We start from the raw sequence: 14598 nt of genomic DNA on the forward strand, positions 1-14598 counted from the left end.
AGCTCTTCCATAAAAAGTTGCACGGCGTTTCAGGGTGAAGGGGAATATAGGGCAGGGCTTTTGTGGCCGCGCCAGCGTTTAGGTGCCTGCTTCTTTTTTGTACTGCTGTGTTTCATTTTTTTATTTTTTCCAAAAGGTGCCAGGGGACTTTTGGTTTTTTTGATTTGGAGAATTTGTTTTTTTAGATGGGATTCATTTTGTTTTTTGGTCTAGGGGAATGTGAATGGCCGCTCTTTGTAGCGACTTTGGGTTGGGATTTTGAAAGGGTGTTGAGAGTGGTTTATGGATCTTAGTTTTATTCTTCTTGTCGAAGGTTGATCTCTTTTCTTAATTACGAAATAGTTTGTTTGTTCAACAACATTGAACGACATCTTTTAAGGAGAAAATGATGAAACTAGTTTTGAGTGCATTGTTGGTTCTTTCGGCTGTTTCTGCTCAGGCGGCTGATGTTTATAAAATTGATACGAAGGCTTCGACTGTTGCTTGGAAGGGCACTAAGAAAGTTGGAAGTGCTCATGATGGCGCTATCGCGGTTAAAGAAGGTGATGTGACTGTTGATAAAGGACAGTTGAAATCAGCTAATATCGTTATTGATATGGCTACTATCACAAACAACGATGTGAAGGATGCTGAATACAATAAGAAACTTGTGGGTCACCTTTCTAACGATGACTTCTTTAACGTTCCAAAATTCCCGACTTCTACTTTCAAACTTACTAAAGTGACTCCAAAATCTAAAGAGGAAGTCACTGTCAAAGGTGAGTTGACGATCAAAGGTGTGACTCAACCTATCGAGTTCCCAGCGAAAGTTGTTGTGGGTAAAGATACTGTCACTGGCACTGCGGTTGTTAAAGTAGACCGTACTAAATGGGGTATCAAATACGGTTCAGGCAACTTCTTTAAAGAACTTGCTGGCGATAAAATCATCAGCGATGAGTTCGAATTGAACTTGAACCTGGTTGCTAAGAAGTAATTCAGAAAATTGAATTCTAAAAAAAAGCCTCGCTAAATATGCGGGGCTTTTTTTTATTCAACGAACGATACTCGTTGTTAATTTTTTAACGATGAATCTAAAAGAGAAACATTAAGTCGCCTGAAGTTTTTCAAGATCCAGTTTCCGCAAAGAAGGTGATAGATAGCCGATCAATCCGACCGTCAGAATGCACATGATCCCACCAAAATAAACAGCGGGCACAGTTCCTAAAAGCTTTGCGGCTATCCCAGATTCAAGTTCGCCAATTTCGTTTGATGAGCCGATAAAGATTGAATTCACGGCCGAGATCTTTCCACGCATATGATCCGGGGAAGACAGCTGGACGGCGGCAGAGCGAATCACCATGCTGATGCTGTCGAAGCTTCCACTGAGCGCTAGAGCAGCTACAGATAAATAAAAATTCGTACTTAAGCCAAACACCAAGATGCAAAAACCAAAACCGGTAACTGCACTTAAAAGCCATCGTCCGGTGCGCATTCCATTTGTTCTAGATAAGTAAAGACTCATCATGGTTGCACCGATAGCTGGTGCCGCTCTTAATATGCCTAGTCCTTTGGGTCCTACAAAAAGAATTTCATTCGCGAAGATGGGAAGAAGGGCGGTCACGCCTCCAAAAAGAACCGAGATCATATCCAAAGACAAGGCCGGCAGAAGAATCGGGTGTTTGAAAACGAATTTTCCGCCAGAAAGAAGTTCATCTTTGATTGAAGCATGCTGCACGGTTTGTTCCGGTGCTGGTAAGTCCTTACGAATTAACATCAGAGAAACTGAAGCTATCACCAACAAGATGCAAACAATACTTGAAGAGGCGACAGGTCCCCAGAAGCCAAAGATCAATCCACCAACCGCAGGCCCACCGATGCGGGCTACTTGCATCACCGAGCTTGAAACAGCACTGGCGCGCATAAGAAGACCGCGCTCCACCAGTCTTGGCACAATCGCAAAGATCGCCGGTTGAGAAAACGCACGGGCAAGACCCGTTAAGAAAGCGGCGAAGTATAGAAGCCCCACTTGAGTAGACACATTCATGTCGTGTGCGAAAAGATGCTCCGCTAGTACCACGAGACCTGAAAGCAAGCTCACGAAAATGACTCGACGATAAACCATCAAGGGGCGTAAACGATCCACCAGGTATCCCGCATACAGAGCAAAGCCAATCGCCGGAATCGCCTCCGTTAAGCCGATAAATCCTAAATACAACGGATCTTTCAAGAGATCATAAATACGCCACCCAAGAATGACGGCTTGCATTTGCACGGCGAAAGTAAAGAAGAAGCGGGCACTGACGAGTTTCTTAAAATCCAAAGGCATGCTCTTTATCTGCGCCTGGATTTCTTCTTTGGCAAGTTCTCATTTTGTGACGTCTGATTTCCTATCAATAGCAGTCCTAAATTGTCGCTATCTCAGACCGAGACATGCCAGCTCACTTATAGGGGAGCCCCTATGGCACCCTCCTTGCCTTTATTCATGTTGAGACGAATTTTTTGTTCAGGAGGGTTCTATGAAGATCCGTACCTTTAAAGCTTTAACAATGGCGATGGCGAGCACTTTTATCGTAGGCATGGCGGCACCGGTTTCTCAGGCTCACGCTTTCACGATGCCTTGGAAAAAGGCCGAAGCGGCTCCGCAAAAGGTACAAACAATTGTGATCGGCGTAGACGGACTTAGTTATTACGCTTTCAAAGCCGCACAACGCGAAGGTCTCTTTAAGGAGTTCTCACAATCAGGTGCGCACGTAGCTCCATTTCCTTCTATGACAGATCTTTCCTGGGCCTCCGTGACTCACACGGCAGACATCTTCGGTAATGCCGGTCGTATCAAATCTGTGGAAGCGACTTATTTCGATGATGCCACTCAATCCGTGCAAGGTGATCCTCGCGATTACTATCGTCGCCTTTCTTTTCCGAAGTACTACATGGGCGCTTTTGAGTTTTTCTTTAATCCGTATGTTGAAGCCTTGATGTATTTCCCAACAGAAGAAGTTCCAAAACTAGAAATCAAAACAGTTGTCGATGACCTTATTGCTGCTAAACCAAAGCAGTTCCTAACTGGCTATATCGGTGCGATTGATTCTACAGCGCACACTCAAAAGGACCGCTTATTCCCAGTCATGCGCATTCTTGATGCTGAATTAAAGCGTCTTTTAAAATCTTATAAAGACAAAGGCCAAGATGTTGAAGTGGTTCTAGTTTCGGACCACGGTAATATCGGACGATTCCAAGAAGGTAAGCCTGAAGAAGAATTAATAGGCGTTAACATTGGAGACGTAATTCAAAGAGCGGGTCTTAATAATGTTCAACAACTGAAAGATTCAAAAGATGTGGCTGTCCCTCTTATGGCATTGGGAACCTGGGCCCCCGTTTATCTAAAAGACCGCAAAAACATGCAAAACTTGATCGGAGAGTTCCGTAAGGAAAACTGGTTCGATCTTGCAGTGACTATCAATCGTAATAACGAAAGTGAAACTTTGATGGCCGTGACTTCTCAACAAGGAAGCGCCGTCATTCAGTACGATAAAAAGAACAAACTTTATTACTACTATGCCGAGACTGGAAATGCTCTTCGCATCGACAAAGAGTATATTTCTACGAAAGCGGCTCCCAAAGCCATCCAGCCTAAAGATCTAGTTAAAGCTTCTGAAAACTCATTATACCCAGACGCGATCTATCGTTTGGTCGAATCAGCTTCCGAAAGAAACTTCGACTTCCCAGATTTCATCCTGACTTTAAAAGATGGTTACTATATCAACTCTTCATTGGGCGCATTTACAAAAATGTACCGCACACACGGTTCATTGACGGCTTCATCTTCTTACGGATTGATGGCTTCAAATAAAAGAGCGATCCCTGGTCAAATCCGTTCTAAAGACATTCTTCCTTACCTTGGTATTGAACCTAAATCCCTTTTCGGAGAAACATCTCGCCGTTCTGATTTTTCAGCTCAGCAAGCGCTTGAAGACGTTGTGAAAAATGCCACTCGCGGTGTAGAGACGGAAGCAAAAAATCTTTCGCAAAAACGCATCTTCCAACATATTTCAAGATTCGTTTCTGACACGCGTCCGTATTTCCTAGTTTCAGAAATGAAAAGTTTCATGGATGCTTTCAAATTCGATCCATTCCAGAAATCGCCATCTCAAGCTCTGACTCCAATGAGCTTTGATATCAGTAAGTTCGACGTGACAACAATGATCAGCCCTGAAGATATCGGTGCGGTCACGGATGCAGTTCTAACTTCAGGTTCAGTTGATAACTTGATGAATGACCCGCGCGTGCAAAAAGTAAAAGAAAAAGTAGGTCTATTGCAAGACTCTAAAGGTGCGGGTATTGAGTGGAAGCAAGAAGAAGGGGCGACAGGCCTAGATTCTACTTTGAATAAATTTAAACAATACATCCTTCCGGCAAAACGTGCCGTGATGAAGATGTACCAAATGCCATATCTTTTAGAAAAATCCATCGTGGTTCAGGAAAAGCCTTACATCCCTGAAACTCGCGATCTGCAATTTGCTCGCACGTGGACTTCTAATAAATCTGACTTGGTTAAGAGTTATAAAGCTCTAAATTCTCCAAGCAATAAGCAAGTAGCCCAAGTTCAATCTCTGTTAAAAGAAGCTATCAAAGAAGCAGAGTTGGAAGAACGCGTTTACCCAACGGCTCTTTCTAAAGTCTATAATGAAAAACTTGATGACGTGACTCTAGTTTATGTTCCCGGCATCTATAACAGCATCTTTGACAGAGAAATCTTCAGTCTAGGCCTCAACGCTGTCAGCGATGAAATGGGTGTACGTGTCATCACGCCACCAGTAGAAGCAACATGCTCTAGTGATTACAATGCAGAGATCATTCTAAAATACCTTCGTGAAGATTTTAAGGCCCGTCAAGCGCGCGGTCATAAAGCTCCTCGCTACTTGATCGTGGGTTACTCTAAAGGTGCTGTTGATACACTTCATGCCTTTACAAAAGCAGGTTCTTTTGTGTCGACATACGTAAAAGGTTTCGTGGCAGTCGCGGCTCCTTTGCATGGCTCTAGCATCCTAAATACAACAGACGTTCCTTTCGCGTTGGTTTCAGCTCTTTCTGAAAATGAAGGTCCTGAAGTTTGTAAAACAGAAAAGACAGCTTCTAAGTCTATCACGCCAACAGCGATGGAAGCTTTCTGGAGAAAAAATGAGACATCCCTCATTGGTCTGACTCGTTACTTCTCTGTGACTTTCGAAAGTGATCCTGAAGATTCACACATCTTCATGAAAGCGACGAAAATCATCGGTCAGTTTGATGAAAGCAATGACGGTGTTGTGACGGTGTCTTCTTCGAAGTTCCCGAAAAAGCTGATGGCCTTGGATATGGGAACTATCAAAGCCGATCACTTGGCAGGTATCTTGTCTTCTCGCTTTAACCAAAAAGCCTTTATGAAAGGTTTGGTTCAATCGATGGCAGAATTGAATGTGACCGATGACAAAGAAAATCTTCGCTGGAACACGCAAGTGATCTTAGCTGAAGCGAATCGTCATCCCTTCAAAACTCAAAGCTACGCTCGTCTTGGAAAAGACGGTCTAGCGAAAGTGTACTCGTTAAAGGCTGAGCACTTGGTAGATTTCCTTCCGTACGGAAACTCTCACGAGTTGAACCGTCAATTAATCCCGGCGGTGAATGACCCGGCATCAAGCTATGAAGTGAAAACAAAACTTCCAAGCTCTCAGTTAAGCTATGATCCGTATGCGGTGTTGGATGTACAAAAACTTCCAGACATTATGGCGGTGAAAAAAGTCAGCCCAGCAACTCGCGCGAACATGCCAAACGGCATTAACATTGAGTACAATCACAAGAACATGGTGCACTTCCGTATGGATCACCAGTTCAATTACGAGTCGCGCTCTCCGGGTGGTTTGGATGACAACAAAGACTTTGGTTATATTACGGCGGAATACAATGGCGAGCCATGGGCTTTGATGAAGAGTGTTAATAACTCTATGCGCATGACTACTTTGGCCTACAGATTTTCACCGGTCGAGTTTTCAAAAATGAACTTAAAGCTGGCTGTAACCAAGGGTGTTAAAGGCGCGGACCCTGTAAAAGGCAAAACGGGCATTGATGACTCTGCTTTCCAGGTGTGGTTCACAGTTCGTATTGGTAAAGCGAACGGCGATCGTACTTTAGTAGATCCAAAGAATGACAAGGTTGTTCTTTTCGGTTACTACTGGGGTGATGAAGTTTCTGGTGAAAAAAGACAAGCCGGACAGATTTTTGAAAACTGGTACTCTAACAAAAATATTGTCGTAGCGACTTTGCCAGAGGCAAAACAACTTTTGCTAAACAATCAAGACATGCTGGGTAAAGCACAAAACTACCAGCGCAACTTGGCTGAAGACTTGGCAAAAGCTTTCCCGGGCGTTTCAGTTGATGATATGGAGATCGCAGCGATCACTATCCAGCATGACTCTAACGACGCGAAAGATTCTTCGGAAGCTTATTTCAAAGGATTGAGCTTCCAACCATAAAAGGAAGTTCATGTCGGGTTCTAGAGAGTGGGTCTTAATTCGTGGCATCGTCAGTGAAGAATTTCACTGGTGGGATTTTCTGCCCGAAATGAAGACCCGCTTCCCGCAAGATCTTCTGCATACTCCGGACATCATCGGTAATGGAAAGTTTTTTGAAAAGACCACTCCTTGGAGAGTGAAACCCAATATCGAAGGTCTTCGTTCCCAAGTTCCGACAAATAATAAAAAAATTCTTTTTGGGTTTTCTTTAGGCGGAATGCTTTCGCTTGAATGGGCGCATACCTACCCGGAAGAGGTGAGGGCGGTCGTTCTTGTAAACTCCAGTCTTAACAATTCTCCTTTTTATCGCCGAATGACTCCAGGAGCATTTCTGAATATTGCAAAGCTCGCGGCTGTGAAAGATCACGTCGTAAAAGAAGAACGCGTCTTAAAGATGACAAGCTTCCTTCCTGAAGAGCGAATTAAAAGCATGGCTCCTGTCTGGGGCGAACGAAGTCAGAAGTATCCACTGCGTCCTACCAACTTCTTGTGGCAATTGGCGCTAGCTTCGCAGATTCCGCAAAGGGAAAAACCCCAGATTCCGGTCTTAGTTTTATCGTCGGGTAAAGATAAGGTCGTGCATCCATCTTGCTCAGAGCGAATTGCAAAGAAATGGAATCTTCCTTTGATCACGCACCCCGAAGCAGGGCATGATCTTTTCTTGGACGACCCACACTGGATCCTGAATCAGCTGCAAAACTGGTTAGAAAAAGAAAAGATTTAAAACTGTGTGAGCCACTGATCAATGGCTGGAGAAAACTTCTCTGCCACCGTGAACATCCACAGGGCTGTGACTGCACCCGCAAAAACGTCCATCGTCCAATGAGCTCTTAATAAAAGAACAGTGATTACTTCGTAAATCACAATGAAAATAGCTAGCGCGGTAAATAAGGGCCCGCCTAAAGAAGCCACTTCTAAAGCACCAAAGACTGCTAAGGCCGTGTGACCAGAGAAAAACAAATCGTTCGAAACACCGTAAGTCACAAATAAGGAAGGAAAGCCCGGGTCTTTCCAAATCATACCTTCCGGCGTAGGCAATACGGTGATGACTTGATTGATCTGACGAAGCGCGAACAGAAAGAACAATCCAAAAAGAGGTCGGATGGACGGGCCCAATAAAGCCGATGCAATCAGAAAGATCCCCAAAGCATCCACAATCAAAGAGCTTGAGATTAAAAGCGCGCGTGATCCCCAAGGGTGATGTTGTAAAGTGGCGTTGATCTTGTCGGTGAACTTATGAACAGAATCATGAATAGCACCCGCATGCTTCTGATTTCTTTTTCCCAAAAGTTTTTGCGAGAATAACCAAATGGCGACAGCTCCTGCCGCGATCAAGCTTTTAATAACCAAACTCATAGCCCACACCTGCTTTGAGGTCACCATAGCCCATTGCTGCTTTTCAGAAAAGAAGAACTTGTAGATCCCTTGGGCGGCCCTCGACAAAATCTGTCTTCAGGCGCTTCAAGGCGTTCTGAGGTCTTCGTCTTATAATGAGAATCGTTAGAAATATCAGGAGATTAGAAGAACTCCCCAATGGCTTTTTCTTTGCACCGTAAAGAAGAGATCGAGGTGTATATGAAAGACGCTAAATTTTTAATCATCACTCTTCTTGCAGTAGCGGCAATGTCCCTCAGTGCGTGCGCGAAAAAGGATTCCGAATTTGCAGCTCGTTATCAAAGAAATAAAATGGGCGCAAAAGTGGTTGATGGCCCAAAAACCCAAGCCGCTGGCGAACAAGCTGCCGCGCAAGGTTTAGAAGCGGATGTTGTCAACGTCACTCGTCATTGGACTCCCGAAGGTCAGCCAGGCCCTCGCGTGGTCGTTTCAACAATCCTTGTGAATAACCAAGAAGTCCCTGTGACGACGGCTCATACAGGAACGGAACAAGTTAACGGCCGAGTCGATATTGCGGGTTATGTTGTAGCCTTCCATGCCATGTGTGGAAACGCGACTTGCAATCCCTACTATGCAACGATGGAAGTCTATCAAAACAATCGTATGCTTATTCAAGAGGGCGTGCGAGTTTTCTTCGACAAGCAAACTCCTGCTGATGAAGATCGCTATCAATGGTTTAAGCCTGAAGAGTCTTTGCCTTTAGTGGGCGCAGGCGGGGTGAGTGATCCATCAGGAATGGTGGGTTACTTCAACACGACCCAAGCCGTGATCGGTTCAGGTCGTATCAAATAGTCTGTCTTCTAATATTAAGTCAGTTGTGACGGAGAGTTCTTGCGCAGTCTCTCCGTTTTTCCTTTTTCGATCTCTTCATTTAGAATTTCTGAAAGATGTGTGTTTCGAGTTTTCACTAAAGAATCTATCTTAAGAAGATAATCGGCCAGATGATGAAACAGTCTTTCAATCTCTGAGTCCGTTTCTAAGCGCCCTTCCTCTTCTTTAATCTCCTCGGTCAGGCGATCCACAATAAAAAGGGCCGCGTTTAAGGAAATACCAATCTGATGAAGATAATCACGCTCGAGATAGAGTTGGCGTTGCGACTCGTCCATGAGGCCTCCTGTTCTTCTCAGTATCAAAAGCTCTTACGCGCTGGGCAACTTGTAGCTTTGCAAGTGAATTGGAAGGGTGATGAAAGCTGAATATTTTTCAGTGGAGTTTGTGAATTACTCATTCTTAAGCATTGGCCATCTGTGTCTAAAGTCACTTTGAACCCAGCAAATTCCGTCAGATCAAATTTAAGAGGTTTTTATTTTAGGTTTTAGTTAAGAAATGGTGTTGAAACGGGACTGAAGTCGTGGCACCTTACTTGCTCATTAGGGTTCGGTGGCTCCAATTTGGGACCAGTTTGACTCCTTTTTTCAGCCCCATTTGGTTTGGGTGCCGAAAGAACGTGAATTTGATTTTTGATTTAAAGTTTTTGGGAAGTTTAACAAGAACAAAAAACCATTAAGGAAAGGGAAACCAGTGAAAAAACAAATTTTGATGTCACTGATTTTGGGAACTATGGTTACTGTAGCTGCTCATGCAGAAGAGCAAGCACAAAACCAAACAGCGAACACAAGCACTGTAAAAGTGACTGACGTTCAAAACAAAGAAGAACAAAAGAAAGATATCGACGAAGAGATCACGAATGCTCGTATGCGTTCTGAACTTGGTTCGAAATCTCAATGGTCTTTCAAATCTAGCCTTGGCTACAACGGTGGATCTCTTCAAAGACCATTCGATGCTATCCGTCCTAACTACCGCGCGTCTGCTTCAATCGAGTCCTTGACTCAATTGTCTGGTAACGTAGGTGTTAACTACCGTGTTTCTAAAGGTGGTAACCTTTCTTTCGGTACTGGTATCGTTGTAATGGATCCTCTTCACGGTGACATCACGAAGGATTTCCAAGATCCTCGTAACTCAAACCGTAAAGTACGCCGTTCTCAAGTTTCTACTCCGTACCTTGATTACAGCCACGGTTACCGCGCTTTCGACATGCAAATGATCTCTAGCGTGACTTACTCTCACTACACTGAAGAAGATTCTACTGATTACTACAACCTTTTGGGTAACGTATCTGTAAGCCAAACTGTGCTTGCTGATTTCGGTTCTTCTAAATGGTCTGGTGGTGCTTCTATCTCTATCGATAAAGACATCGCTAAAGGCGCAATGGACCAAGTTGATGCTCGTTATGACTACGGTGTAGGTTTGTTCCCATTCGCGGAATACACTTTCAACGATACATTCTCTTTCAGAACAGTTTTCGGTTACTTCCAATTTGCTAGATACGAAGACTACACTGAAGAAGGTCTTTACCAACTTGAGCCATACCAATCAGTTGGTATCGGTATCTCTGTTACTCGTGATATCTACGTTTATCCAAACGTACAATTCACTCCTAAAGATATCCGCGACGACCGTACAAACGTTGCAGTATCTGCTAACTTGAACTTGTTCTAATTTGAACTCGCTCATTTGAGTGAAATAGAAACCCACGGCCACAAGCTGTGGGTTTTTTTTTATGTCTATTCCTCTTCTGTTTTCTCAGGATTGTTTTCAACTGGAGGCGTCTGCAATCGCCGCCCCGGTGAATAAAGAGATACCTACAAGGCAAGCTACCAGATACTTCGACGTCATAATCTCTCCTTTGTTTCAAACTGTACGGACAGTATTCAAAACAAAGCGTCCTTATTGGATCTTAAATAGGGGATTCTGTCTTTATACAGAAATTAGCGCTGCGGGCACGGGGCACGAGAAGCTCGTCTTCTTAGAAAGAAAAAACCCACTTTGCAGTGGGTTTTTGAAGTTTGATTTAAAGTTTTGCTGTCGCTGACATCGGCAACAGAGGAAGAGGATCAATCGGACCGCGATCTTTGCGGATCTCGAAGTGCAAATGAACGCCTGTAGCGCGTCCTGTACGGCCCATGGCGCCGATAACTTCGCCTTGGTGAACTCTTTGGCCTTCCGACACCAAGATCTTGTCAAAGTGAGCGTAAAGCGTTGCCCAGCCATCGCCAGACTCGATCAAAACCATTTTTCCATAACCACGGAACTCACGACCCGCATAGATCACAGTTCCTGATTGAGAAGCCAAAATCGGCGTTCCTTTAGGAGCGGCCAAATCAATACCCAAATGAGGGCGTTTTTTCTTAGGTAAAAAACCACGTGTCATACGAGCGCGATCCACGGGCCAATCAAACGTCAACTGTTGTTGTATCGAAGGGCTGTGGTCAGAAGCCGTGCTGCGAGCGTCAGACGCGCCGCCCGGCTTGAAATACTCGCGTGAAAGGGGAGTGTGAAAAGTGGTGCAGGAGCCCAACGCTCCTACAAAGAAAATGCATCCTGCAAATTTAACTAGCTGATTCCATCCTGGTGTCATGCTTTGAGTATACTTAATAACCCCGCGGATCCAAAGCATTATTTTGGAATTACCGGATGATAATTCCAAAACGACACAGGTCTTTTAATACTAATAAATGGGGAACTGTTTGCAGAGTTGCTTCACATCTTCATGAATTTTGGACTTCATTGCGACATCTTCTGGATTATTCAGAACTTGCGCAATCCATTTAGCAATCTGCTTCATCTCGGAAGTGCCCATACCTCTTGTTGTTAAAGCAGGTGTTCCAATACGAACACCACTTGTGACAAACGGCGAGCGCTTTTCATTTGGCACAGTGTTTTTATTTACAGTGATGCCGGCCTCATCCAAAGAATGTTCCGCCACTTTGCCTGTGATTTCACGATCGCTCAAATCCACAAGAATCAAGTGATTGTCTGTGCCGCCAGTCACAAGTTTGAAGCCCAAAGAAAGCATTTCATCGGCCAAAGCTTTCGCGTTTTGAATCACTTTTTCGCTGTATTGCTTAAACTCGGGCTTTAAAGCTTCGCCGAAAGCCACGGCTTTTCCGGCGATAATATGTTCAAGCGGTCCACCTTGGATGCCCGGGAAGATGCGTGAATTCATGGTCTTCGCTTTTTCTTCTGAGTTCGTCAGAATCATACCGCCACGAGGACCGCGCAAAGTTTTGTGCGTAGTAGTCGTGATATAGTCTGCATACGGAACGGGAGAAGGATGATGTCCTGTCGCCACAAGACCTGCAAAGTGAGCCATGTCGACAAGCAACTGTGCGCCGACTTCATCTGCGATCTCTTTGAATTTTGCGAAGTCCAAAAGGCGAGGGTAGGCGCTGTAACCAGCGATAATTAACTTCGGTTGTGTTTCTTTCGCTGTGGCGCGGATTGTATCATAATTGATGCGACCCGTTTCAGCATCTAACTTGTAAGAAGCCGCTTTAAATAAAAGTCCGCTGAAGTTCACCGGAGAACCGTGAGTTAAATGTCCACCGTGGGAAAGATCCATTCCAAGAATAGTGTCACCCGCTTTACAAGCCGCCAAGTAAACAGCCATATTTGCTTGAGAGCCTGAGTGAGGTTGTACGTTCGCAAAACCCACACCAAAAAGTTTTTTGGCTCTTTCGATTGCAAGACTTTCTACAGTGTCGACGTTGACGCAACCACCGTAATAGCGTTTTCCCGGGTAACCTTCCGCATACTTATTTGTCAAAATGGAGCCTTGAGCCTCCATCACCGCACGCGAAGTGTAGTTTTCAGAAGCAATCATCTCTAATCCGAATTGCTGACGATCTGATTCTTTGTTAATCGCCGCTAAAATTTCAGGATCAACTTGCGCTAAAGATTGAGACGTAGAATGCATAAAAGCTCCTTCATGGCTTCTGATTAGAAGGATTATTGCGTGAATGGGACTTAATGAAAAGCCTCAACAACCAGTGTCGCTGTTAGGATCTTTTGAAGCTTCTGATGCAAAAAATGGAATCAACATCGGCATTATCATCGCCAATGATCAGTTTCAGGAGGAATTATTTCTAGCAGGGAAGTTCGAGCTTATTGACTCGATTTCGATGTCGGCCGCCAGCAAACTTCGTTTCTAAAAAAGCTTTGATCATTTTCACGGCCAAATTAGGCGCAATGAAACGAGCCCCCATGCAAAGAATGTTTGCATTATTATGTTCCCTTGAAAGACGAGCGACATCTTCGTCCCAACAAAGAGCGGCGCGCACTTGCGGGTAACGATTTGCACGGATCGCCATACCTTGGCCTGATCCACAGATCAAAATACCCAAAGCAGGACCTTCAAGTGAATCTTGAACTCCGTTTTTCTTGTTTTGAAGTTCTACTTCAACAATGTTTTTGCAAACTTTGTCGGCGTAATCGGGATAATCGATAGAATCGGGTGTGTGTGTCCCTAAATCCTTCCATTGAAGGTCGGGGAAGGCTGCCATCACTTTCAGTTTTAAATCCAACCCTGCGTGATCACAACCTATGTACACAACCATGTTTCACCCTATTTTAATTTTGAGAATATAATCGACGCGTTTGTTCCGCCGAAACCGAAGCTGTTGTTGATAACATTATCAATCTTACCTTCACGAGCTTTGTTAGGAACATAGTCCAAATCACAGTCTTCGCTTGGGTTTTCTAGATTGATTGTCGGTGGAGCTACTTGATCGCGAATCGCCATCACACAGAAAGCAGACTCAATCGCACCTGCAGCTCCCAACGCGTGACCTGTCATAGATTTCGTAGAAGAAACCCAGACCTTCTTCGCGTGATCGCCCAAAAGACGTTTGATAGCTGCGGACTCAAGACCATCACCCATCGGTGTGCTTGTGCCGTGTGCGTTTACATACTGAATGTCAGAAGCTTTCAGACCTGAATCTTCCAAAGCCATTTTCATCGCACGGAAGCCACCTTCTCCTTCTGGAGCTGGGGACGTCATGTGATAAGCGTCGGAAGAAACGCCGTAGCCCGTGATCTCGCAAAGAATTTTAGCGCCACGTTTTTCAGCGTGCTCTAAAGACTCAAGGCAAAGAACTGCGGCCCCCTCTGCTAGCACAAAACCATCACGGTCTTTGTCCCAAGGACGGCTGGCTTTTTCCGGGGCATCATTGCGAGTGGAAAGAGCTCTCATAGAAGCAAAACCACCGACGGCAAGTCCGCAGATAGTGCTTTCTGCTCCGCCCGCAAGCATCACTTCCGTATTTCCATCACGAATGTAGCGAACAGCATCACCAATAGAGTGAACGCCAGACGCACAGGCTGAAGTGATAGAATAGTTAGGACCTTTCAGTCCTAAAGCGATAGAAACTTGTCCAGCTGCCAAGTTGGTGATGACAGCAGGGATGAAGAAAGGACTGATGCGGCCTGGTCCTTTTTCCTTCAATTTTATCGATGTTTCCTCGATGGTATGAAGACCACCGATACCCACACCGATAATGACTCCCGTTTGATCTTTCACATCTTGAGTCAGCTCCAATTTGGCCATTTCAAGAGCCATCTTGGAAGCTGCGATCGAATAGTGAATGAACTCGTCCATTTTCTTCTGTTCTTTTTTCTCGACGTAAAGATCAGCATTAAAGCCTTTCACTTCGCCGGCAAAAGTAACATCGAAACCCGTTGTATCGAATTTAGTGATCTTAGCAATACCAGATTGCCCACGTTTTGCGGCAGACCAGCTATCCTCAATGGTATTACCAAGGGGAGTGACTGCGCCCACGCCAGTGACGACGACTCTTCTTTGCGGTTTTGATGGACGTTCAAATCGGGAGTTCATAAA

At 44.6% G+C, this 14598-nt stretch carries 13 protein-coding genes; 6 read left to right on the top strand and 7 right to left on the bottom strand.

All coding sequences use genetic code 11. The features are described from left to right. Both AZI85_RS17805 and AZI85_RS13605 read left to right on the top strand, forming a co-directional pair. A partial coding sequence (locus AZI85_RS17805) for a hypothetical protein (protein WP_216635869.1) occupies nt 1–213 on the top strand: 213 nt, incomplete at its 5' end. 172 nt (nt 214–385) lie between these two features. Next, nucleotides 386–973 carry a YceI family protein gene (locus AZI85_RS13605; protein WP_063244576.1) on the top strand — a complete coding sequence of 196 codons (588 nt, stop codon included), beginning with the start codon at nt 386–388 and terminating at the stop codon, nt 971–973. Between the two features lie 111 nt (nt 974–1084). Here the strand turns inward: AZI85_RS13605 and AZI85_RS13610 are convergent, their stop codons facing one another. After that, the gene (locus AZI85_RS13610) at nt 1085–2299 is read right to left on the bottom strand and encodes an MFS transporter (protein ID WP_172795337.1); all 1215 of its coding nucleotides are present in this window, start codon (nt 2297–2299) and stop codon (nt 1085–1087) included. Nucleotides 2300–2495: 196 nt separating this feature from the next. Here AZI85_RS13610 and AZI85_RS13615 point away from each other — a divergent pair, with 196 nt between their 5' ends. After that, a complete protein-coding gene (locus AZI85_RS13615) occupies nt 2496–6488 on the top strand; it encodes an alkaline phosphatase family protein (protein WP_155724041.1) in 3993 nt (1330 codons plus the stop codon). A gap of 10 nt (nt 6489–6498) precedes the next feature. Beyond that, complete coding sequence (locus tag AZI85_RS13620; RefSeq protein WP_063244578.1) at nt 6499–7251, top strand: alpha/beta fold hydrolase; 753 nt, start codon at nt 6499–6501, stop codon at nt 7249–7251. Here AZI85_RS13620 and AZI85_RS13625 read toward each other — a convergent pair. Further along, nucleotides 7248–7883, bottom strand: a complete 636-nt coding sequence (locus AZI85_RS13625; protein ID WP_172795338.1) for a phosphatase PAP2-related protein — start codon at nt 7881–7883, stop codon at nt 7248–7250. The genes AZI85_RS13620 and AZI85_RS13625 overlap by 4 nt on opposite strands. A gap of 177 nt (nt 7884–8060) precedes the next feature. Here AZI85_RS13625 and AZI85_RS13630 point away from each other — a divergent pair, with 177 nt between their 5' ends. Next, complete coding sequence (locus AZI85_RS13630) at nt 8061–8714, top strand: hypothetical protein (RefSeq protein ID WP_253720993.1); 654 nt, start codon at nt 8061–8063, stop codon at nt 8712–8714. Nucleotides 8715–8728: 14 nt separating this feature from the next. Here AZI85_RS13630 and AZI85_RS13635 read toward each other — a convergent pair whose 3' ends face one another. Further along, nucleotides 8729–9028 carry a hypothetical protein gene (locus AZI85_RS13635; protein WP_063244580.1) on the bottom strand — a complete coding sequence of 100 codons (300 nt, stop codon included), beginning with the start codon at nt 9026–9028 and terminating at the stop codon, nt 8729–8731. 415 nt (nt 9029–9443) lie between these two features. Between AZI85_RS13635 and AZI85_RS13640 the strand changes: the two genes are divergently transcribed. Continuing rightward, entirely contained in the window at nt 9444–10421 is a 978-nt protein-coding gene (locus AZI85_RS13640; RefSeq protein WP_081111023.1) for a hypothetical protein, read from the top strand. 352 nt (nt 10422–10773) lie between these two features. On the opposite strand, the gene AZI85_RS13645 is transcribed toward AZI85_RS13640, so the two are convergent. The 4 genes from AZI85_RS13645 to fabF all read right to left on the bottom strand — a co-directional run bounded on the left by AZI85_RS13645 (nt 10774) and on the right by fabF (nt 14595). Then, nucleotides 10774–11340, bottom strand: coding sequence for a M23 family metallopeptidase (locus AZI85_RS13645; RefSeq protein ID WP_253720994.1), 567 nt, complete (start codon nt 11338–11340; stop codon nt 10774–10776). A gap of 90 nt (nt 11341–11430) precedes the next feature. Continuing rightward, a complete protein-coding gene (gene glyA, locus AZI85_RS13650) occupies nt 11431–12678 on the bottom strand; it encodes a serine hydroxymethyltransferase (RefSeq protein WP_063244581.1) in 1248 nt (415 codons plus the stop codon). 169 nt (nt 12679–12847) lie between these two features. Beyond that, nucleotides 12848–13318, bottom strand: a complete 471-nt coding sequence (locus AZI85_RS13655) for an RpiB/LacA/LacB family sugar-phosphate isomerase (RefSeq protein WP_063244582.1) — start codon at nt 13316–13318, stop codon at nt 12848–12850. Between the two features lie 8 nt (nt 13319–13326). Further along, nucleotides 13327–14595 carry a beta-ketoacyl-ACP synthase II gene (gene fabF / locus AZI85_RS13660; RefSeq protein ID WP_063244583.1) on the bottom strand — a complete coding sequence of 423 codons (1269 nt, stop codon included), beginning with the start codon at nt 14593–14595 and terminating at the stop codon, nt 13327–13329. Between the last annotated feature and the right edge of the window lie 3 nt (nt 14596–14598).

This window comes from Bdellovibrio bacteriovorus (genome assembly GCF_001592755.1).
In the GTDB taxonomy this organism is placed as follows: Bacteria; Bdellovibrionota; Bdellovibrionia; order Bdellovibrionales; family Bdellovibrionaceae; genus Bdellovibrio; species Bdellovibrio bacteriovorus_E.

Excerpts from the sequence above, each read along its gene's own strand:
- AZI85_RS13635 (WP_063244580.1), bottom strand. The coding sequence starts at position 9,028 with ATGGACGAGTCGCAACGCCAACTCTATCTCGAGCGTGATTATCTTCAT.
- AZI85_RS13645 (WP_253720994.1), bottom strand. The coding sequence starts at position 11,340 with ATGACACCAGGATGGAATCAGCTAGTTAAATTTGCAGGATGCATTTTC.
- AZI85_RS13655 (WP_063244582.1), bottom strand. The coding sequence starts at position 13,318 with ATGGTTGTGTACATAGGTTGTGATCACGCAGGGTTGGATTTAAAACTG.
- AZI85_RS13605 (WP_063244576.1), top strand. The coding sequence starts at position 386 with ATGATGAAACTAGTTTTGAGTGCATTGTTGGTTCTTTCGGCTGTTTCT.
- fabF (WP_063244583.1), bottom strand. The coding sequence starts at position 14,595 with ATGAACTCCCGATTTGAACGTCCATCAAAACCGCAAAGAAGAGTCGTC.
- AZI85_RS13615 (WP_155724041.1), top strand. The coding sequence starts at position 2,496 with ATGAAGATCCGTACCTTTAAAGCTTTAACAATGGCGATGGCGAGCACT.
- AZI85_RS13630 (WP_253720993.1), top strand. The coding sequence starts at position 8,061 with ATGGCTTTTTCTTTGCACCGTAAAGAAGAGATCGAGGTGTATATGAAA.
- glyA (WP_063244581.1), bottom strand. The coding sequence starts at position 12,678 with ATGCATTCTACGTCTCAATCTTTAGCGCAAGTTGATCCTGAAATTTTA.
- AZI85_RS13620 (WP_063244578.1), top strand. The coding sequence starts at position 6,499 with ATGTCGGGTTCTAGAGAGTGGGTCTTAATTCGTGGCATCGTCAGTGAA.
- AZI85_RS13625 (WP_172795338.1), bottom strand. The coding sequence starts at position 7,883 with ATGAGTTTGGTTATTAAAAGCTTGATCGCGGCAGGAGCTGTCGCCATT.